Source organism: Acrocarpospora phusangensis (assembly GCF_016862995.1).
Taxonomy (GTDB): domain Bacteria; phylum Actinomycetota; class Actinomycetes; order Streptosporangiales; family Streptosporangiaceae; genus Acrocarpospora; species Acrocarpospora phusangensis.
Genome location: NZ_BOOA01000012.1, coordinates 120,896 through 140,294, shown reverse-complemented (window position 1 = coordinate 140,294; position 19,399 = coordinate 120,896). Strand labels below are relative to the sequence as shown.

At 68.8% G+C, this 19,399-nt stretch carries 18 protein-coding genes; 14 read left to right on the top strand and 4 right to left on the bottom strand.

Translation table 11 applies throughout. The features are described 5' to 3' along the window. Positions 1 to 703: 703 nt before the first annotated feature. The 3 genes from Aph01nite_RS10200 (at position 704) to Aph01nite_RS10190 (ending at position 2,783) form a co-directional block, all read left to right on the top strand. Positions 704 to 1,450, top strand: a complete 747-nt coding sequence (locus tag Aph01nite_RS10200; protein WP_239161549.1) for a tyrosine-protein phosphatase — start codon at positions 704 to 706, stop codon at positions 1,448 to 1,450. Positions 1,451 to 1,596: 146 nt separating this feature from the next. Next, a complete protein-coding gene (locus Aph01nite_RS10195; protein WP_204040539.1) occupies positions 1,597 to 2,088 on the top strand; it encodes a SigE family RNA polymerase sigma factor in 492 nt (163 codons plus the stop codon). Beyond that, the gene (locus Aph01nite_RS10190) at positions 2,085 to 2,783 is read left to right on the top strand and encodes a hypothetical protein (RefSeq protein ID WP_204040538.1); all 699 of its coding nucleotides are present in this window, start codon (positions 2,085 to 2,087) and stop codon (positions 2,781 to 2,783) included. Before Aph01nite_RS10195 ends, Aph01nite_RS10190 begins: the two co-directional genes overlap by 4 nt. Before the next feature lie 48 nt (positions 2,784 to 2,831). Here the strand turns inward: Aph01nite_RS10190 and Aph01nite_RS10185 are convergent, their stop codons facing one another. Further along, positions 2,832 to 3,578 (bottom strand): TetR/AcrR family transcriptional regulator, encoded by a 747-nt coding sequence (locus tag Aph01nite_RS10185; protein WP_204040537.1) that lies wholly within the window; start codon positions 3,576 to 3,578, stop codon positions 2,832 to 2,834. A gap of 68 nt (positions 3,579 to 3,646) precedes the next feature. Between Aph01nite_RS10185 and Aph01nite_RS10180 the strand changes: the two genes are divergently transcribed. Next, positions 3,647 to 4,483: an alpha/beta fold hydrolase gene (locus Aph01nite_RS10180; RefSeq protein WP_204040536.1), complete on the top strand. Its 837-nt coding sequence runs from the start codon at positions 3,647 to 3,649 to the stop codon at positions 4,481 to 4,483. A gap of 58 nt (positions 4,484 to 4,541) precedes the next feature. Here the strand turns inward: Aph01nite_RS10180 and Aph01nite_RS10175 are convergent, their stop codons facing one another. Continuing rightward, a complete protein-coding gene (locus tag Aph01nite_RS10175) occupies positions 4,542 to 4,991 on the bottom strand; it encodes a GNAT family N-acetyltransferase (RefSeq protein ID WP_204040535.1) in 450 nt (149 codons plus the stop codon). Positions 4,992 to 5,075: 84 nt separating this feature from the next. Between Aph01nite_RS10175 and Aph01nite_RS10170 the strand changes: the two genes are divergently transcribed. From Aph01nite_RS10170 to Aph01nite_RS10140, 7 genes are all read left to right on the top strand, one after another. Beyond that, positions 5,076 to 5,804: a GNAT family N-acetyltransferase gene (locus Aph01nite_RS10170; protein WP_204040534.1), complete on the top strand. Its 729-nt coding sequence runs from the start codon at positions 5,076 to 5,078 to the stop codon at positions 5,802 to 5,804. A 70-nt stretch (positions 5,805 to 5,874) separates the two neighbouring features. Next, entirely contained in the window at positions 5,875 to 6,816 is a 942-nt protein-coding gene (locus Aph01nite_RS10165; RefSeq protein ID WP_204040533.1) for a hypothetical protein, read from the top strand. A 65-nt stretch (positions 6,817 to 6,881) separates the two neighbouring features. After that, complete coding sequence (locus Aph01nite_RS10160) at positions 6,882 to 8,492, top strand: ABC-F family ATP-binding cassette domain-containing protein (RefSeq protein WP_204040532.1); 1,611 nt, start codon at positions 6,882 to 6,884, stop codon at positions 8,490 to 8,492. Positions 8,493 to 8,599: 107 nt separating this feature from the next. Continuing rightward, entirely contained in the window at positions 8,600 to 9,385 is a 786-nt protein-coding gene (locus Aph01nite_RS10155; RefSeq protein ID WP_204040531.1) for a hypothetical protein, read from the top strand. Between the two features lie 71 nt (positions 9,386 to 9,456). Next, complete coding sequence (locus tag Aph01nite_RS10150) at positions 9,457 to 10,554, top strand: saccharopine dehydrogenase family protein (RefSeq protein WP_204040530.1); 1,098 nt, start codon at positions 9,457 to 9,459, stop codon at positions 10,552 to 10,554. Positions 10,555 to 11,670: 1,116 nt separating this feature from the next. Further along, the gene (locus tag Aph01nite_RS10145; RefSeq protein ID WP_204040529.1) at positions 11,671 to 12,000 is read left to right on the top strand and encodes a hypothetical protein; all 330 of its coding nucleotides are present in this window, start codon (positions 11,671 to 11,673) and stop codon (positions 11,998 to 12,000) included. 121 nt (positions 12,001 to 12,121) lie between these two features. After that, positions 12,122 to 13,552 carry an RNA polymerase sigma factor gene (locus tag Aph01nite_RS10140; protein WP_204040528.1) on the top strand — a complete coding sequence of 477 codons (1,431 nt, stop codon included), beginning with the start codon at positions 12,122 to 12,124 and terminating at the stop codon, positions 13,550 to 13,552. 324 nt (positions 13,553 to 13,876) lie between these two features. On the opposite strand, the gene Aph01nite_RS10135 is transcribed toward Aph01nite_RS10140, so the two are convergent. Then, positions 13,877 to 14,620 carry an ABC transporter permease gene (locus tag Aph01nite_RS10135; RefSeq protein ID WP_204040527.1) on the bottom strand — a complete coding sequence of 248 codons (744 nt, stop codon included), beginning with the start codon at positions 14,618 to 14,620 and terminating at the stop codon, positions 13,877 to 13,879. Positions 14,621 to 14,942: 322 nt separating this feature from the next. On the opposite strand from Aph01nite_RS10135, the gene Aph01nite_RS41280 reads away from it, so the two are divergent. Beyond that, positions 14,943 to 16,166 carry a C40 family peptidase gene (locus Aph01nite_RS41280; RefSeq protein ID WP_239161548.1) on the top strand — a complete coding sequence of 408 codons (1,224 nt, stop codon included), beginning with the start codon at positions 14,943 to 14,945 and terminating at the stop codon, positions 16,164 to 16,166. 15 nt (positions 16,167 to 16,181) lie between these two features. Here Aph01nite_RS41280 and Aph01nite_RS10125 read toward each other — a convergent pair whose 3' ends face one another. Then, positions 16,182 to 16,673, bottom strand: coding sequence for an inorganic diphosphatase (locus Aph01nite_RS10125; protein WP_204040526.1), 492 nt, complete (start codon positions 16,671 to 16,673; stop codon positions 16,182 to 16,184). A 145-nt stretch (positions 16,674 to 16,818) separates the two neighbouring features. Here Aph01nite_RS10125 and dacB point away from each other — a divergent pair, with 145 nt between their 5' ends. Both dacB and Aph01nite_RS10115 read left to right on the top strand, forming a co-directional pair. Further along, positions 16,819 to 18,204 carry a D-alanyl-D-alanine carboxypeptidase/D-alanyl-D-alanine endopeptidase gene (gene dacB, locus Aph01nite_RS10120; RefSeq protein WP_239161547.1) on the top strand — a complete coding sequence of 462 codons (1,386 nt, stop codon included), beginning with the start codon at positions 16,819 to 16,821 and terminating at the stop codon, positions 18,202 to 18,204. A 59-nt stretch (positions 18,205 to 18,263) separates the two neighbouring features. After that, complete coding sequence (locus Aph01nite_RS10115; RefSeq protein WP_204040524.1) at positions 18,264 to 19,379, top strand: Rv3626c family coenzyme F420 biosynthesis-associated protein; 1,116 nt, start codon at positions 18,264 to 18,266, stop codon at positions 19,377 to 19,379. Positions 19,380 to 19,399: the final 20 nt, after the last annotated feature.

The window sequence follows — 19,399 nt, the reverse complement described above, 5'->3', positions numbered from 1 at the left end:
AACCGGCTACACCTGCGCCTAACCAAATGAACCAAGCTCGGTCGCCTCTCGCCGCCATCCGGCGCCGTCAACGCGAGTAACCTCGCCGCACCGGCGCCAGGGAGGCGACCGACGCTCCGGTTCCCCTACACATCCGGCCCATCCGCACCGACCACCGTCGGCGCAGATGGGCCGGACCATGTTGTCTCTTATCGGCGCTGGCGTGAGCCAGACCTGTAGGCCCTTCGAACCTCGACCAAGAACCCCAACTCGACGAAGAACCCCAGACAGAATGAGGCCGGTCGCTCTTGGTGCCGGTGCGGCGAGAAGCGTCACCTGCGTTAACGGCGCCGGATAACGGCGAGGGGCCGGTGCCTTGGGTCGTTCTGTTAGGCGCTCTAACCCCAGACAGAATGAGGCCGGTCGCTTTTGGCGCCGGTGCGGTGGGAAGCGTCACCTGCGTTATCGGCGCCGGATAACGGCGAGGGGCCGGTGCCTTGGGTCGTTCTGTTAGGCGCTCTAACCCCAGACAGAATGAGGCCGGTTGCTCTTGGCGCCGGTGCGGTGGGAAGCGTCACCTGCGTTAACGGCGCCGGATAACGGCGAAGGGCCGGTCTCAGGTCGTTCTGTTGGGCGCTCCAAGACTTGAAGATCGACAACCGGACGGGCGTACTAGTTGCGCCGGGAACAGAACGAGTCTGCCCTCGCGGCCGTCTGATGGGGCATGAGGGATTTCGAGATCGTGTCCAATGGACGGCATCTGGACTGGGAAGGCTGCTTCAACGTCCGCGATCTGGGCGGCATCCCCGTGTCCGGGGGCGCGGCGATCCGCCGGGGCGCGGTCGTACGGTCGGACAATCCGGAACGGCTCACCGCACAAGGCTGGGACGCGCTCGCCGCGTACGGGATCCGGACGGTGGTGGATCTGCGCAACGCGGAGGAACGCCAGGGCGATCTGTTTCCCCGGCCCGTGAGTGTGACCACGGTGAACGTCCCGCTGGACGACGCGGACGACACCGAGTTCTGGACATATCTGTGGGGCAACGAACTGGACGGTTCCCCGCTCTACTACCGGATTTTCGTCGAACAGAAGGCCGGCCACTGCGCGGCCGCCTTGACTGCCGTGGCGCGGGCGCAGCCCGGTGGGATTCTGTTCCACTGCGGACTCGGCCGGGACAGGACCGGCCTCGTCGCCATGATGCTGCTCGCCATCGCCGGCGTCGCCCCGGCGGACATCGCCGCGGACTACGAGTTGAGCACCGACCGCCTGCCGCCGCTGTTCGCCGCACTGGGCATCGACGACCAGACCGAGGAGATCAGGCAGATCCTGGCCCGCAAGAACACCACGGCCCACGCCGCCCTGGTCGCCGCCCTGCACGGACTCGATCTCGAAGCCCGGCTCCGCCAGGCCGGCCTCGACGAGGACGACCTCGCAGCCCTGCGCGACAGGCTCGTTCAGCGGGGATCGTGAGCTTCCACCAGGACCGGCGGCGTGGCTGCCCATCCTCGAACCCAGATCATGAAAACCCGACACCGTAGGACGATCCAGGATCATGTAAACCGGGAGCGTCTCCCAACCGGTAGTCCTCCATGGAATGGTCCACCCCTGGAGGTCCGATGGATGATGGGTTCGCCCGGTATGTGGCAGAACGACATGATCGGCTGTGCCGGATGGCGTACCTGCTGACCAGAGACTGGGCGACGGCCGAGGACCTGGTGCAGACGGCGCTGGCGAGGGCCTGGCTGGCCTGGCGGCGCGTACGCGGAAACCCGGACCCGTACGTCTACCGGATCATCGTGAACACGCATTCGTCCTGGTGGCGGCGCAGATGGCGGGGTGAGATACCGACCGCGGACCTGCCGGAGAGCGCCGGTCCCGGCGACGCCGTACACGAGTTGGCGGAGCGGGACGCGCTGTGGCGGGCGGTCGGTGGGCTCTCGCCCCGGCAGCGGGCCGTGATCGTCCTGCACTACTACGAGGGGCTGCCCCTGGCGCAGGCCGCCGACGTGCTGGGTTGCTCGCTGGGCGCGGTGAAGTCCCAGCTCAACCGCGCGCTGACCCGGCTCAGGGTGCATCCGGAAGTCCGGCTGAGCGGAGCGCGGCGATGACGTACCCACGAGAGAAGACGTTCACGGAAGAGAACCTGAGCGCGGTGCTGGCCTCGCGAGGAGCCGCCGGGGCGGCGTCGGAACCGGACCTGAACGCGATCAAGAGACGCGCCGGGGGCATCCGGCGGCGGCGCTGGGCGATCGCGGTCGCCGCCGCGTCCGTGCTGGTCCTGGGCGTGACGCTGCCCGTGCTCCGTAGCCCGGAGCCGACGGTCGCGGTGCCGGGGCCGGCCAAGGCGGACGTCCTGCCCCTGCCCGAGTACGAAGGGCTGCCGCTCCTCGCCTCGGAGACGGCCACCCAGACGGGGACCAAGGTGACGCTTCGCTTCCGCCCGGCCAGCGAGCAGACGAAGATCGTGCTGCGCTGCGAGCGGCCGATGTCCATCGCGTACGCGATCGAGCGGCACCGCGGCGGCGTCAGCAGCGCGGGCGGCGTGTGCGGCCCGGACGGGGCCCGGAGCAGGTACGACGACAAGGCGTTCGAGGAGGAATGGACCACCCGGGAGCATGTGGTCACCTTCTGGGTCTTCCCGCCGGACGCCCCCGTCCTGCGCGATTCGACCGCTCAGCGCGACTGCCGGGAAGCCGTCTGCGACGGCAAGTACCGGCTTTCGCCGTCGACGGTGGACGATCTCGCGCGGGCCGTGGGCAAGCAGCCGGGCGCCTGGTCGGTGGCGGTTTACGACCAGCGCTAGGCTCACCCGCCTCTCCGGACGAGCCGGGCGCCTGGGCGGTCGCTGACCTCAGACGCCTTTGAGCAGGATGGCCAGGCCGTCGCAGAAGGCGTCCCGGGCGGCCTGCTCCCAGTCGGTGACCTGCTCGCAGGACAGGCGGACGGAGAGCGGGAACCGGTCGGCGAAGTCGGGGACGAGTTCCCGCATCAGGCGGGCCCGGGTGGTCCACCATTCCTGGTCGGTGGTTCCGGTGGTCGTGGCGGCCGATCTGGCTTCGGCGATCGACCGCGCGGAACCCCGTACCAGGCTGAACAGGGAGCTGACGACGGCTCTGAGCCCGGCCGGCGGCAGGCCGGCCGGGTCCAGGGCGCGCAGGATCGACTCCAGGACCGCCTGTTCGTGGGGGCCGAGCACCGGGCGCGCGTGGGACACCTGGAGCAGCCAGGGATGGCGCAGGTAGCAGGTCTGGAGTTCACCGGCCCAGGATTCGACCTCGGCGCGCCAGTCGCCGGGGGAGCGCGCGGGCGCGGAGATCTCGGCGTGGGCCTGGTCGTACATCAGGTCGATGAGTTCGCGTTTGGTCGGCACGTAGGTGTAGAGCGACATGGCGGTGCGGCCGAGCCGTTCGCCGACCGCGCGCATGGACAGCCCGTCCAGGCCGGACTCGTCGGCCACCGTGATCGCCGCGTCCACGATGGCGTCCACCGTCAGCGCGGGCTTGGGCCCCCGGCTGGTACGGGCGGAGTCCGCGGCGATGCCACGCCACAGCAGGGCGAGGGTGCGCTGGGGATCGCCTTGACCTGCGTACAGAACCACGGGGTGAAACTCCTTACGGCATAAGGTATTGTGCTCGATGAAAACAGTTTACGACATAAGGAGATCTTATGCCGATCGCGATTCTCCACGACGGAGCCACCATCGACGTCCAGGTCCACGGCGAAGGGCCGAACCTGCTGCTGCCCGTCAACCCCGAACCCGCCGAGGAAGGGCCGGCCGCCCAGGCGATGCGCGAGTGGGGCGGCGACCCTTCGCTCGGCCACTCCCTCATCAGCGGGCTCAGCGCCGAGTTCCGGGTCGTCGCCTTCGACTACGAGGCGCACGTCATGGCCCATCCTAAAACGCTCACACCCGACAACCTCGCCCACGACCTGCTCGCCGTCGCCGACGCCGTGAACGCCGAGTCGTTCGGTTACTACGGTTACTCGTGGCTGGCGCTGTCCGGGATGCAGCTCGCTCTCCGTACGCGCCGGTGCGCCGCCCTGGTGATGGGCGGGTATCCGCCGATCGGCGGGCCGTACGCGGAGATGCTGGAGGTCACGCGGGCGAGCTACCGGCTGGCCGTCGAGGAGCGGGACGCGCCGCCCAGGGGGCCCGTGGAGGTGGGCGACTGGGACAACGTCTCGGTCGGGGCCTCGCCGGAGCAGGCGGGGCAGTTCCTCGCCCTCTACGAGAGTCTCCAGGACTTCGACGACGTGGCCGCGCAGGACCGGCTCGGCTGCCCCCGGCTCTGCTTCGCCGGGTCGGCCGACGTCATCGACTATTCGCCGAAGTGGGGCGGTGTGCGGGTGGACATCGCCGGGCCGTTGGTCCAGCGGCGTACCGAACTGGAGAAGTTCGGCTGGGAGGTGCACGTGTTCGACGGGCTCGACCATATGGCGGCCATGCGGGCCGAGCGGGTCGTGCCGCTCATCCGGCCCTGGCTGGCCGGGAAGCTGCGGTGATCAGTCCGCCGGGGTGGCGATCCGGTCCTCGAACGGTGTGGCCGGATCGCCGCTTGGTTCAGAGGGGGCGGTGGAAGCGTACGCGGCTGGAGTCCGGGCCGTCGTGGTCGGGGACGGGCTCGCTGACGGAGAAGCCCATGGAGGTGTGGAAGGCGATCGAACGCTGGTTGATCGGGGACGTGATCGCGCCGACGTCCGTGCGACCGTCCGCGCGGGCCAGGTCGAAGAAACGCGTGTAGAGCTCGCGGGCCAGCCCTTTCACCCGGAAATCCGGATCCACAGCCACATAGTGGATGTAGGCCAGCGACGGCTGCGACGGCGAGAGAATCCCCACCAGGAACCCCACCAGCCGGTCGTCCACCTCGGCGACCAGGCTGCTCTTGAAGAAATGATCCAGGAACAGCCGGGACAGCCCGGCCCGCATCGGCCGCCCCCACCAGTCATCCACGACCCTGACGATCCTGTCGTAATCCTCTGGTACGGCCTGGCGCACCCCAACCTCGTCCATAGCCGCCAGCATGCACCAGGGCCGGGACGCAATTGATGGGTAAATGAATTGCCCGGCCTCATCGGCGTGCGGGATTCTCGGCAGATGCGGCAGATCAGGGCGAACGCAGAGGGTGTTCCCGTCATCAGTTTCGTCGAAGGGGTGCGGGAGGGGCGGCCCTGGGCGGATCTGGTCGAGGTGCTCGGGCCCGAGGCCGACGATCTGATCATGAACGAGCTGTCGGGCTGGGTGGTGTCCGGGTCGACGGAGCTGGGTGAACGGCTGCTCGCGCGCGGGACCCGGCTGGTACGGCACGCGCACACGATGGTCTGCGATCTGACCGATCCCGGCGCTTGGCCGGCCGGTTCCGGGGATGCGCCCGATGGCTTCGCGTTTCTGCCCGTACGGGAGGTCACGCCCGAGGACATTCTTCCTTCGTGGATTGCCGCATATCCGCCCGGCCATCCGGACCACCATCCTCGCGACAGTGACAAGGCGTTTCGTGAGGAACTGGTGCCGCTCATGGCTGGGGAGATCATCGGGGAGTTGCTTCGGTGCAGCGGGGTGGCCGTCGACGAATCCGGTGCGGTGGTCGCCGGTGTGCTGGTCAACCGGTGGAACGGTATGGCGTGGATCGGTGACGTCTTCCGGCATCCCGGCAAGTCGCCGCGGGGTCTGGGCGCCAGCCTCCTGCGTTTTGTGCAGATTCGGGCGGCGGAGGATGGATTCGCGGAGATGGGTCTCGCGGTCACGTACACCAATCCCGCAAAGAAGGTCTACGCCCGCCTCGGCTTCAAAATCACTAATACCGCGATGTCGGTCATAATTCCGTAGAAATTCGATATTTCCCCCGACGGGGCCTATATCGTCTTCTGGGCATGTTGATCAAGCGGAGAGGCCGTCGATGCAGCAGGAGACGATCGCCCGCTGGGGTGTGATCTCACGGATCGGCGCGGTCGCGCTCGTCGCGGTTCCCCCGTGGGCGTCCTATTTCGCCCCGCCTATGTACATCGTCTCCTTCAGTTATGGGTCCCCCTGGTGCGAGCCGTCATTCGTCGACACCGCGATCCGGTACGGCGGGGCGACGGTGGGCCTACTCCTTCCCATCGCCCTGGGTGTTCTCATCGTTCTCGGCGCCGGCCGGCGGGCGACGATCGGAACCGTCCTCCTCGCGGTCGGATTCGTGGGAATCGACATCCTCGTTCCGGAACGAGATGAGTGCGTCTGGCGACCCCTGGACTCGAAGCTCGCGCTGCTGGCCCTCCTGGCGTACCTCCTGGCCATCGCGGCCCTGGTCGTGGCGGCGCGGATTCCGCTGACCGTACCCCGTCCCTCGCTCGGCGAAGGCGTCCGCTGGCTGCTCGCCCTGGGCGTGGCCGTGCTCTGGACGATCCTCTCCATGCAGCCGGCCGAGCAGATCCAAGCCGAGGACGCGTTCCTGTCTGCCGGGATCTTCTACGAGGGCCCCACGCCCAACTGGTTCTGGCTCACCGAGTTCCTGAACGACGTCCAGGCCATGGGCCTGCTCCTGGGACCGCTGGCGATCGCGGGATGCCTGACCTTCCTGGTCGCCCGCCGCGCCGCCACCTGGACCGCGCTCGGCCTGATGGTGCTGGTCGTGGCCTGGACCGCCGCCCTGATCGCCGACTGCGGCGTCCCCGAAGAGGGCACCTGGCTGATGTACGTCCCCTGGCCGCTGGTCGCCACCGCCGCGCTCATCGGGACTCCCCGCATCAAGCCGGTCAGGCCACGCTGGTTCCCCGCGAACACCACACGGGATCTGCTCGTCCTGATCGTTGCGGTGGCACTCCTCGGCTGGCTGGTCCTCCAGTACTTCACGCCCTGAAAATTGGGATGCCCGGCCGTGAAACCGGGAGGTACCCTGCGCGAGGACCTGGGAGGGGAATTGTCGTGGGACACGTCGAGGTCGGGCATCTGACATATGTGCTGCCGGATGGCAGGCCCTTGCTGGACGACGTGTCGTTCCGGATCGGGGAAGGCGTCAAGGCGGCCTTGGTGGGGCCGAACGGCGCGGGCAAGACCACCCTGATGCGGCTGATCTCCGGGGATGTGCAGCCGGTCGAGGGATCGGTGGCGAGCTCCGGCGGGCTCGGGGTGATGCGGCAGTTCATCGGCAGCATCCGGGACGGGCGGTCGGTGCACGACCTGCTGCTCTCGGTGGCGCCGGTCCGCGTGCGCGAGTCCGCGGAGAAGCTGCACGCCGTCGAGCTGCTCATGATGGAGCGCGACGACGAGAAGACCCAGATGCGGTACGCGCAGGCGATCACCGACTACTCCGACGCCGGCGGCTACGACATCGAGGTGCTCTGGGACACCTGCACGATGGCCGCGATGGGCGCGCCGTACGAGAACGTGAAATATCGGGAAGTGAACACGCTGTCCGGGGGTGAGCAGAAACGCCTGGTCCTTGAGGCGTTGCTGCGCGGCCCCGACCAGACCCTGCTTCTCGACGAGCCGGACAACTACCTGGACGTTCCGGGCAAACTCTGGCTCGAACAGGCACTCAGGGACACGCCCAAAACCGTCCTGCTCGTCTCGCACGATCGGCAGCTCCTCGCGAACGCCGCCGACCGCATCGTCACCGTCGAATCCGGCAACATCTGGGTCCACGGCGGCGGATTCGCCACGTACGCGGAGGCCCGCAAGGAGCGCAACGAGCGCCTGGACGAGCTGCGCCGCCGCTGGGACGAGGAGCACGCCAAGCTGAAGCGCCTGGTCAACATGCTCAAGCAGAAGGCGACGTACAACGACGGCATGGCCAACGCGTACCACGCGGCCCAGACGCGGCTGCGGAAGTTCGAGGAGGCGGGGCCGCCCGAGCTCGCGCCCAAGGACCAGCTGATCAACATGCGGCTGCGCGGCGGGCGTACCGGCAAGCGTGCCGTGATCTGCGAGACCGTCGAGCTGACCGGCCTGATGAAGCCCTTTGACCTGGAGGTCTGGTACGGCGAGCGCGTGGCTGTACTCGGCTCGAACGGATCGGGAAAGTCGCACTTCCTGCGGCTGCTCGCGGGCGAGACCATCCGCCACACCGGGGTCGCCCGGCTCGGCGCCCGGGTCGTCGCCGGCCACTTCGCCCAGACGCACACCCGGCCCGAACTGGCCAGACGCACGCCGTGCGAGATCGTCATGACCGAGCACGCCAGGCTCAAGAACGAGGCCATGAAGATCCTCGCGCGGTACGAGCTGGCCGGCACCATCGCTGAGCAGAGGTTCGAGACGCTGTCCGGCGGCCAGCAGGCGCGGCTGCAGATCCTGCTGCTCGAACTGTCCGGCGCGACGCTGCTGCTGCTCGACGAGCCGACCGACAACCTCGACCTGGCCAGCGCCGAGGCGCTGCAGGAAGGCTTGAACGCGTTCGACGGCACGGTGCTGGCGGTCACCCACGACCGCTGGTTCGCCGCCGACTTCGACCGCTTCCTCGTCTTCGGCGCCGACGGCCGGGTGTACGAATCGCCCGAACCGGTCTGGGACGAGGGCCGTGTGCAGCGCGCCCGGTAAAGGGTCCGGCTCGCTGAAGGACCTGCCGTAAAGCTTTCGTACGCGACGTGCGTGTCCGCCGGATTCCTCCGGTGGACACGCGTTATCACAGCTGAGTGACGCAGCGTATGACAGCACTCATCCTGACCGCCCTGATGGTGCTGGCGGGATGCGGGCAAGACGATTCGAACAAGCCCAAGCAGCTCGGCCCGCTCGCGCTTAAGGAGCAGGCCTCCTCGGTGGTCAAGGCCAGCGGCGGATACGTGGTGAACTGGGCGGCCGTGCTCGGCAACCCCAACCGGTGGCATTTCGGGGAGAACACCGTGGCCACGATCAGCGCCCAGGACGCGACCGGCAAAGAGGTCGTCCGGATGGAGCAGCCGCTCGACGCGGTTCCACCGGCCGGCACGCTGGCCTTCACCGGCGAGGCGCTGGCCGCCGCCAAACCCGTCTCCGTGAAGATCAACTACCGTCCGGCGGCGTGGCACCAGGCGGCCAGGATCCCGTCCGCGTTCAAGCCGTTCCCGGTGACGAAGGTGGCGACCGAGAAGCTGGGCACGGGGTCGTACCTGATCACGGGGTATGTCAGCGATCCGTTCCAGAAGCCGGCGTCCAGCCTGGTCGTGACCGCGCTGCTGCGGGACGCGGCCGGCAAGCTGATCGGCGGCGGGACCGCGTTCGTGGACGACGTGCGCGCCAACACGACCCGGCGGTTCATCATCACCGTCGAGAGCGTCACCGAGGGGGCGACCGCCGCCAGGACCGAGGTGCTCGCGCGGACGTGGGGGGCCACGGCGAAGCCGTACGAGGATCTGGCGATGGGCGGGGCGCTGCCGGTGCACACGGCGAAGCCGCAGACCGAGCCGTTCGTCAGGGACCGCAACGCTCAGGCCACGAGCGAACAGCGGCCGTGACCGTACCGGAGCCCAGAATCGGGGTGAACCCCCTCTGGATCTTGAAATCCGAGTCGGGTTACGGTACAGGCATGAGCACGCCGAGGATCGTCCTGTTCGGCGCCACCGGCTTCACGGGCAGACTGACCGCGGAAGCCCTGCTGGCGCGTGGCGCCCGGCCGCTGCTGGCCGGGCGCGATCCAGCCCGGCTGGCCGCCCTCGCGGCATCCCTCCCCGTCGAACTCCCGACCGCCGTCGCCGACGTGAGCCGCCCCGACTCGGTCCGCAGAATCGTCGAATCCGGCGACGTGCTCGTCTCCACCGTCGGCCCCTTCACCCGCTGGGGCGAACCCGCCATCCAGGCCGTCACCGAAGCCGGCGCCATCTACCTCGACTCCACCGGCGAACCCCCCTTCATCAAACGCGTCTTCCAGCGGTACGGCCCGGCCGCCGCCGCCCGCGGCGCCACCCTCATCACCGCATTCGGGTACGACTACGTCCCCGGCAACCTCGCCGCCGCCCTCGCCCTCCGCAAAGCCGGCTCCGAAGCCGTACGCGTGGACATCGGCTACTTCGTCCGAGGCAACATGGCCCGCCGCGCCAGCGCCGGCACGCGCGCCTCCGCCCTCGGCATGATCCTCGAACCCATGTACGGCTACCGCGACGGCCGCATCATCCGCGAACACGGCCGCACCCGCCTCTTCACCGTCGGCGGCCGCAAACGCCACGGCATCTCCCTCGGCGCCAGCGAACACTTCGCCCTGCCCCGCGCCTACCCCCGCCTCCGCGAGGTCAACGTCTACCTCGGCTGGCTCGGCGGCCTCACCCGCGCCGCCGGCGTCCTCGCCCGCGCGACCCCTGTCATCGCCGCCCTCCCCGGCGCCCGCCGCGTCACCGAAGCCATGGCCGACCGTGCCATCCGCTCCGGGCCTCGTACGTCTTCACCGACCGATCCGGCGATTTCCTCTCAGACGATCGCCGAGGCGTACGCGGCGGATGGGCGGCTTCTCGCTGCCAGTCATCTTGATGGCGGGGATCCGTACGACTTCACGGCGCGGATTCTCGCTTGGGCTGCGACGACTGCTCTGATTGATGGGGTGGGTGGGACGGGGGCTCTTGGGCCGGTGGATGCTTTCGGCTTGGATGCTCTTTCAGAGGGCTGCGCTACGGCGGGTTTGCTCGCTCGCTAGCGACGGTCATCGGTTTTGACGCAAACGGTCACGCCGACGTTGAGTGTTCTGACGCATCAGTCACGCTGACGTTGAGTTACTCCGGTTCGCGGACACACCATTGGCAACCTCCGGGTGGGCGGTTGCGCGCTGTCCGGTTGGTGGCGTCGCTCTGTCGTTCTTTTTCAGGGTGAGCAGAAGAAACCCAATGTGGGGGTGAGCGAGGCTCACGTGGGCCTCGCGACGCCCGAGGTGAAAACGGGCGGACTGCCGCATGGGTGATCGCGTGAAGCCCGAGGCGAACTGAGGCGGAGCCCGCAGCGACTGGAGGCGGAGCCCGGGTAGCTGGGGCGGAGCCCGGGCAACTGGGGCAGGGTCCTGGGTGACCGGGGCGGAGCCCTGGTGATTGACGTGGAGCCCGGGTGATCGGGGCGGAGCTCCGAGGTGGGGCGGAGCCCGAGGTGGGGCGGGCGGAGCCCGAGGTGGGGCGGGCGGAGCCCGAGGTGGGGGGGCGGGCGGAGCCCGCAATAAAGGGTGGGTGGGTGGGAGATCCACCGTGCTCAACGAAGCGCCGAATCCACCGTGACCAAGAAGCTGATGAGGCGCATTCCGTATGCCATCGATTCCCGAGTTTGCTTCTGGATGGCGGTTGCCAGGGTTTCCCGCCCGCCCACCCCTTCATTGCCCTGCGGGCCACCCAGGTCGTCGCCCTGCGGGCGTGCATTGGCCTGCGGGCCTCTGGGGGTCATTGTTCCTGCGTGCCGCCCCGCCTCACGCGCGGTAGGGGTGGTTCTCCCGCCCGCCCTTGCGGGCTCCGCCCGCCCCCCACCTCGGGCTTCGCGTGGCTCCTGCCTGGGCTTCGTCCGGTCCCTGTCTTGGCCCTTTGGCCGAAGGAAAGTGGTTGGGCGATGGGCTTGGGGTGGTTGAGGGGGAGACGTGGGGGTGGGTTGGAAGGGGATGGGTTTTTGGTTCGGGGTTGGGGTTTGGGGGAGTTGGGTGGGGTGTTGGTTTGGGATGTCCGTCTAATCGGTTAATTCTTGTGGTGGTGTTATGAATGCCGGACAGCCGGGTATTTCGTCTCGCGGGCGATACCCGAACCCCTCGCATTGCTTTTCTGGAAATTTCTATAGATAGGGGATGGTCAAGATGGGGGCACATCGGCGTGGCGCCGTGGCCGTGCGTACGATCGGACCGGAGCTCAACGCGCAGGTCGATCGCCGGACCGTGGTGTGGGCGACACGCCTGGGATTCGCCTCGGTGCCGTTGTTGTTCCTGGTCGGAGCAGGTGTGATCCCCGCGTTGATCGCACTCTCCCTGCGTACGCGCGCCCTGGCCGACATGCGAGCCCAGCAGACATCCGGCACCGACTGGGGAATGGTCCACGCCGCCATGATCTGCGCCGTGATCACCTTGATCACGGCAGGCATCGCCATCACCACAGCCACCCTGATGCTCCTTTTTTGGTAACCCCCCTCGATATCACCCGATTTGACCCCATGCCTTAACCGCAAGCCGTACCAAATCAAAAGGGATGTCATTCCCGTGAATCACTGGAACTGCTAGTTACCAATCCATTACCTTCGGTCACATGAATGACCGAGACCTGGTCGAAGCACTGCGTGACCGCGATCCAGGTGCCCTCGCCGCGCTCTACGATTCACACGCCGAGAGCATCTACCGATTCTGCTGGGCCATGCTGGGCAGCCCCGACGGAGCCCAGGTCGCCCTCCGGGACACGCTGATCGCCGCCGAAGCCCATATCGTGTCGCTGGCCGACCCAGCGCAGCTGCGACCCTGGCTGTTCGCCCTCGCCCGCGGAGAATGCGCCCGCCGCCGCATGCCCGGGTTCGTGATCACCGACGAGACCGACCCGGCCGGGGTGGCGGTCGCCTCCGACTCCGGCGACGCGGCTCTGCGCCTCACCGCCTGGCAGGCCGCCCAGCTCCTCTCCTACGAGGACCGCGAGATCCTCGAACTCGGCACCCGCCACGGCCTGTCCGCCCCCGACCTCGCCACCACCCTCGGCCGTTCCGTACGCCAGGCGGAAGCCGCACGCGACGCCGCCACCGAACGCCTCCTGGACGCCGTCACCGCCGAAGTCCTCGCGGCCGAAGGCCCCCACGACTGCCCCAGGCGCGCGAAGATCCTCGAATCCCCCGAGGAGTCGCGCGAGCACCTCGTCCGCCACGTCGCCCGCTGCGACACGTGCCGACGCCACCGCGACAGCCAGCTCTCGGCTGCGAAGATCTTCGCTCTGCTGCCGTCCGCGACCCTGCCCGACACCCTCCGCGTCCGGGTGATGAGCTGCTTCATCGACCCCGAACTCGTGCCCTACCGCAAGTACGTGGCCCGTCGCGTCGGCGCTCTCGACCCCGCCGGCTTCCCGATCACCGAAGAGGCCACGGCCCGCCGCTGGCCCCAGGCCGCCCTCGGCGCGGTCGCCGCCATCGCCGCCGCCGCAGCCATCGTCATCGCCTTCACCCAACTCGGCGCCGTCCCCGACGAACAAATCATCGGCACCGCCTCCGGCAAGTTCCCCGCCACCGCCGACGCCCCCGCCACCAAAATCACAGAATCCCCCAAACCTCGAAATATCCCCTTAGAACTCCGCGAAATCCAGGACATAACCCACTACCGCCCCATCCGCCCAGACAGCGCCGCCCGCCCGATCCCCACCAAAGCCCCACCATTACCCCCCAAGCCCACCCCTCGCCCACCAACCCCTACAACAACTCCCACCATCACCCCCACCCCAACCATCACCGTGACCGTCCCAACCCCACGCCCCACTCATCCCCGCCCCCATCGCCCCCACCGTCACCACCCACGCCCCACCCGCGCCTGCCCCCCGCACACCCCACCAACTTCCCAACCCCCCACCACCCCCACTCCAACGTCCACCACCACAGCCACCCCACCCCCGAGCCAAGACCCCACCGAACAACCCCAACCCACCACCCCCGCGACCGACCCAACCCGGCAACTCACCCGTAAATCCGCCTCCCGAACCTGCCGCTAACTCCTCACCACCGGACACGTCCATCGCACTGTCGGCCCCTGAAATCTGGGCTGCTCAGGCGGGTCCCGGCACCCGAATGCCCGGGGTCAGGCATGTGAGTCCACCCGGATCGGCGGTGCGTAGGTCCTTCACAGGGGCAAGCGAGGAGGTTGGAGCCCGCCGCGTGACCGTCCTCCCTCTTCACGCGAGAGAACGTGCCCCGTCTCCGGCCGGGTCTACGTCGTCGAACAGTGGGACGGACGCTTTCGGTGGACGTCCTCGCTCGGCCTGGACGAAAGGCTGACGCAGGACAAGACGCAGGACAAGACGCAGGACAATTCGTGTCTATGCGCCGTCGAAGTGGCCGCGGGCGGTCAGTTCGATGGTGGTCACGGTTGCGATCACCTCTGCTGTGAGGAGCGCGACCAGGACCACCAACTGCACGACCCCTGCCTGGATGGGGTCGGCTCCGCCGAGGAGCATGCCGACGAAGGCTCCCGGCAGTGTGACCAGCCCCACGGTCCTGGTCTGGTCCAGCGCGGGCACCAGCGCCTGCGCCGCCGCCGGACGGCAGATCTCCAATGCCGCCTGCCTGGTGGAGAAACCCAGGGACAGGGCAGCCTCCACTTCTCCCTTGCGTCCGAGCAGTTCGTCCTTGGCCCGGCGACCGGCCAGCGTCGTCGCGGTCAGGCAGCCGCCCAGCAGGATCCCGGCCACCGGAATGATCACGATCCCGTCGGTGGAGACGACCCCACTCCCGGTCAGGGTCGCCAGCACGGGCACCGTCCCGACCGCGATCGGCAACCCGGCCCACCACACCCGTCGTCCCGTCGTGATCCGTCGTCCCGCGGTGAAGGTCGCGACGCCGTACATAAGAAGGACGAACCCCGCGACGGCCACCGGCAGCGTGACCACCCAGGTGATCAACGCAGACACCGCACCGAGCTGAACCACCGCTCGGAGGCAGGCCGTCACCACAGCCGTGCCGTGCCCCAGCCTCCCAACCCATGCCGTGACGGCGCCCACGAAGACCAGCACGAGCAGCGCAACCGGCAGCAGCGGCGTGACGGAGATCAACGACGAACCCACGGCGTCAGTCTGCCCCTCATGCGATAGGCCAGGAACGGCGGTCCTGGCCGACGAGGGTGGAGAGCCGTAAGCCCTCGGAGCCCGTAAGAGCGCCTAACAGGATGAACTGGGGCAGCCGCTTCTCGCCGTTATCCGGGCGCCGTTGACGCAGGCAGCCAGTTCGCGCTGTACCAGCGCCAGACCCGTTCTGTTGGGGCCTCTACGCCGCCGAGAGCCCTTTGGAGGGCATATCGCGCCCTCCATGACTACTCTGAGTGATCAATATGTGTGCAGGGTGTGATCGATGGGAACGCTGGGGGTGGAGGGACGGAAGGGGACTTTCATGCCACTGCACAGGTCGATGCTGATCGCCATGATCGGCGTTCTCATCGTGGCCGTCGGCGGGTCCCCGGTCGCCGCCGATCGCGACAAAGCTGCTCGCGACAAAGCCACTCGCGACAAATCCACTCATGACAAAGACGACAAATCCGAGATGGCCGAAGCCCGCGACCAGGTCGAGCAACGGTCACGCGACCTCGGCCGTACCCAGCTCAAACTGGCCACGGCCGAATCCCGCCTCCAGGATCTCGCCGCCACCGCCGAACGCCTCGTTGAGGCCTACAACGGCGAACTCGTACGCCTCCGCGACGCCACCGCCCGCCACGAGTCACTCACCGCCGACCTCCAGGGCGCGGAAGCCCAGGTCGAGGTGGCCCGCCGCCAGGTGGCCGCGATCGCCGCGGACACGTACGGCACGCTCGACGTCAACCGCCCGTTCGTCGCGGTCGTCGGCGAGGGCGCCGATTTCCTGCGCCGGGCCAGCCTGCTCAGCCAGATCGGCGACGAGCAGTCCGCCACCATGAAGAAGCTGCACGACTCCCAGCAGGTCCACGCCATCCTGCAAGCCCAGGCGGCCAGCGCCCTGCGGGAACGCCAGTCCGCCGCCAACGAGGCGGAACGCCTCAAGGAAGCCGCCGCCAAAGCGGTCGAAGAGCAGCTCAAAGAGACCAAGGCCATCAAGAAGGAGCAGGCCACCCTGGAGGAGCGCCTGGACGCGGCCCGCTCCAAGGTGGAGCGCATCCAGCGGGAACGCGAGGCCAAACGCCTGGCGGCGAGCGCCCTCCGGGTGGGGTCCGCCCCCAAGTGGGCACGCGCGGCGGTCGCCCCCGGCGCGGCCGCACCGGGGGCGGTCTCGGCGTCGGCCATGGGCGGTGTGGCCGCCCGGTGGGCCCTCGACCAGCTCGGCAAACCGTATGTCTGGGCGGCCGACGGCCCGGCCGGCTTCGACTGCTCCGGCCTGAGCATGCGGGCCTGGCAACAGGCCGGAGTCAACCTCGACCACTGGACGGGCACCCAGTGGACGTCAGGCCCGCACGTGCCGCTCGGCGAGCTACGCCCGGGCGACCTGCTCTTCTTCGGCCGGGTGTCCGACGATCCGGGAACGATCCATCACGTCGGCATCTTCATCGGCCGGGGCCAGATGGTCCACGCCCCCCAGACGGGAGACGTGGTCCGCATCGCCTCGATGTGGCGCCGCGACCTGGTGGGGGCCACCCGCCCAGCCTGACATGCCGGCCCCGGCTCAGTGCTCGGGTTCGGTCTGGGCGCGCTTGATCGAACGCTCGATCTCCAGTTCGGCCTCGACCCGGCCGACCCAGTTCGCGCCTTCGACCGACTTGCCGGGCTCCAGGTCCTTGTAGACCTCGAAGAAGTGCTGGATCTCCAGCCGGTCGAACTCGGGGACGTGGTGGATGTCGCGGATGTGCTCGCTCCGGGGGTCGGTGGAGGGCACGCAGAGGACCTTGTCGTCGCCGCCCTTCTCGTCGGTCATCCGGAACATGCCGACGGCGCGGCAGCGGATGAGGCAGCCGGGGAAGGTGGGCTCTTGGAGGAGGACGAGGGCGTCGAGGGGGTCGCCGTCCTCGCCGAGGGTGTTTTCGATGAAGCCGTAGTCTGCGGGGTATTGGGTGGAGGTGAACAGCATGCGGTCCAGGCGGATGCGCCCGGTCGCGTGGTCCACTTCGTACTTGTTCCGCTGCCCCTTGGGAATCTCAACGAGGACGTCGAATTCCACTGCGGTTCCTCCGCTCAGCACCCCGGGCGGCCCCGAGGTGGCATTAGTGTCTCGTTTAATAAGAAACGCCTGACCTGGGCCATCATGGGAGGTCCAGGGGGAGCGCATCCTATTTGGTGGGCGTATATCAGGAAGAGGTCATGTGGTGCGACGCGAGCGCTGGGTGGTGTTGCTCACCCTCGGCCTGCTGCAGGCGTTCGCCATCGCCGTGGGCGTCTATCTGATCGCACACGGCACCGAACAACTGCCGGTCCCGACCGCAGCGCCGGAACCGACTCCCACCCCGATCGTCACCGCGGGCCCCGTGCTGGTTGGCGCGGCGGACGAAGGACCTCTCCCGGCCAAGGGTACTTTGAGCGCCCTGCTCGGCGATGCTCTGGGGGACCCGGCGGTGGGCGGAAAGATGGCCGGCGCCGTCCTGGACACCGAGACCGGCGAAACCCTGTTCGACTCGTCCGCGTCGACGGCCCTCACCCCGGCCTCCACGACCAAGGTCGTGACCGGGGTCGCCGCGCTGGCCTCCGTCGGCGCGGACACCCGCCTGGCCACCAGAGTCGTCCGTACGGGCGGCACCTCGATCGCCCTCATCGGGGGCGGCGACCCGACCCTGGCCGGGCCGAAGGCCGACCCCAAGAAGCGGATCTACCCGCGTCCGGCGACGCTCGCCACGCTGGCGGCGCGGACCGCGAAGGCGCTCAGGGCCTCGGGGACCAAGTCGGTCTCGCTCCGCTATGACGCCTCCCTGTTCGACGGGCCGAAGACCGCGCCCGGGTGGAAGCCGACGTACGTGCCGGAGGGCAGCGCCGCCCCGGTGACCGCGCTGGCCATCGACGAGGGCCGGGTCTCGCCGGAGATGGACGCCCGCTCCGCCGACCCGCCGCTGGCCACGGCCACCGCCTTCGCCGCCCTGCTCGAAAAGGCCGGCATCAAGGTCAACGACAACATCCGCCCCGGTACGGCCAAGCCCGGCTCCCCGGAACTCGCCCGCGTCGAGTCGGCCCCCGTCTACCAGCTGGTCGAGCGCATGCTCACCCTCAGCGACAACGACCTGGCCGAGGCCCTCGCCCGCCAGGTCGCGATCAGCGAGAGGCTCCCGCACACGTTCGCCGGCCAGGCCCAGGCCGTACACCAGGTGCTGGCCAGGCTGGGCGCGGACCAGGGCGTCGAGGTGCACGACGGCAGCGGCCTGTCCACCAGCAACCGGATCACCCCGGCCGCGCTGGCCAAACTGATCGCCCTCGCCGCTTCGCCGAAGCACCCCGAGCTGCGCACCCTGCTGAGTGGCCTCCCCGTCGCCGGATATACGGGCACACTTCACGACAGATACGACCAGTCCGACTCGCGGGCCGGAGCCGGGTTGGTCCGCGCCAAGACGGGCACGCTCAACGGAGTGAACACGTTGACCGGCCTGGTCTACACCGGGGACGGCCGGTTGCTCAGCTTCGCCTTCATGGCCAACGACGTGGCCAACCCGGCGAGGACGATCGAGGCGCTTGACAAGCTCGCCACGATCGTGTCGCGCGCGGCGTAACGGCACGACATACGGTGGGGACATGCGGAACGCAGCGAAAAGGGAGCGGTGAGCGAGCAATGCCCGCAGTAATCGATTGGGATCTCGCCGTCGCCACCGGGGTGCGTCTGGTCCGCCCGGGACCGCAGGTGAGCCGGGACGAGGCCAGGCAAGCCGTCGCGGAGCTCCGCCGGCTGTCCCGCGAGGCGGAAGGCCACGTCAAGGAGTTCACCGGCATCGACTCGGCGCCGCCGGAGGAGGCCACCGTGGTGGACCGGCCCGGCTGGATCCGGGCCAACGTGGAAGGTTTCAAGGTCGTCCTGGAGCCGCTGACCGAGAAGGTCGGCAGCAACATGCCCGGCATCGTGAGCGCGGTCGGGTCCCGGATCACCGGCGTGGAGGTGGGCGCCGTCCTGGCGTTCCTGGCCTCCCGGGTGCTGGGGCAGTACGAGCTGTTCCTGCCGCCGGACCCCGACGGCAACGCCCCGACCGGCCGGTTGACGCTGGTCGCGCCCAACATCGTGCACGCCGAGCGGGAGCTGGGCGTGGATCCGCGCGACTTCCGGCTCTGGGTCTGCCTGCACGAGGAGACCCACCGGGTGCAGTTCACCGGCGTGCCGTGGCTGCGTGAGTACCTCCAGTCCCAGATGACGGAGTTCCTCACCATCTCCGACCTGGACCTGTCCACCCTGCTCAACCGCATGCGCGACGTGACCGACGCGGTCGCCGACGCCTTCAGGGGCGGCGAGGGCAACATCATCGAGGCCATCCAGACGCCCGAGCAGAAGGCCATCCTGGACCGTGTCACCGCCGTGATGACCCTCGTCGAGGGTCACGGCGACTACGTCATGGACGCGGTCGGCCCCGGCGTGGTCCCCTCGGTCGCCGACATCCGCGCCAAGTTCCAGCGCCGCCGCGGCAGCGGCTCCCGGTTCGACCAGATCATCCGCCGCCTGCTCGGCCTCGAACTCAAGATGAAGCAGTATGCGGAGGGTTCCGTCTTCGTGAAGTCCGTGGTCGCCGAGGCCGGGATGGCGGGTTTCAACCGCGTCTGGACCTCCCCGAACACGCTGCCCTCCCGCGAGGAGATCGCCGACCCGCAGCTGTGGATGCGCCGCGTCCTCGGCTCCAACGCGCTCCCCGGGCAGAACGGCTCGGCGTCCCCGAACGGGGACGAGCCCCATCGTCCGGAGTAGCCGAGGGGCCGCAGGGTCCA

Coding starts and splice junctions, on each gene's coding strand:
- Aph01nite_RS10200 (WP_239161549.1), top strand. CDS start 704: ATGAGGGATTTCGAGATCGTGTCCAATGGACGGCATCTGGACTGGGAA.
- Aph01nite_RS10195 (WP_204040539.1), top strand. CDS start 1,597: ATGGATGATGGGTTCGCCCGGTATGTGGCAGAACGACATGATCGGCTG.
- Aph01nite_RS10190 (WP_204040538.1), top strand. CDS start 2,085: ATGACGTACCCACGAGAGAAGACGTTCACGGAAGAGAACCTGAGCGCG.
- Aph01nite_RS10180 (WP_204040536.1), top strand. CDS start 3,647: ATGCCGATCGCGATTCTCCACGACGGAGCCACCATCGACGTCCAGGTC.
- Aph01nite_RS10175 (WP_204040535.1), bottom strand. CDS start 4,991: ATGGACGAGGTTGGGGTGCGCCAGGCCGTACCAGAGGATTACGACAGG.
- Aph01nite_RS10170 (WP_204040534.1), top strand. CDS start 5,076: ATGCGGCAGATCAGGGCGAACGCAGAGGGTGTTCCCGTCATCAGTTTC.
- Aph01nite_RS10165 (WP_204040533.1), top strand. CDS start 5,875: ATGCAGCAGGAGACGATCGCCCGCTGGGGTGTGATCTCACGGATCGGC.
- Aph01nite_RS10155 (WP_204040531.1), top strand. CDS start 8,600: ATGACAGCACTCATCCTGACCGCCCTGATGGTGCTGGCGGGATGCGGG.
- Aph01nite_RS10150 (WP_204040530.1), top strand. CDS start 9,457: ATGAGCACGCCGAGGATCGTCCTGTTCGGCGCCACCGGCTTCACGGGC.
- Aph01nite_RS10145 (WP_204040529.1), top strand. CDS start 11,671: ATGGTCAAGATGGGGGCACATCGGCGTGGCGCCGTGGCCGTGCGTACG.
- Aph01nite_RS10140 (WP_204040528.1), top strand. CDS start 12,122: ATGAATGACCGAGACCTGGTCGAAGCACTGCGTGACCGCGATCCAGGT.
- Aph01nite_RS41280 (WP_239161548.1), top strand. CDS start 14,943: ATGCCACTGCACAGGTCGATGCTGATCGCCATGATCGGCGTTCTCATC.
- Aph01nite_RS10115 (WP_204040524.1), top strand. CDS start 18,264: ATGCCCGCAGTAATCGATTGGGATCTCGCCGTCGCCACCGGGGTGCGT.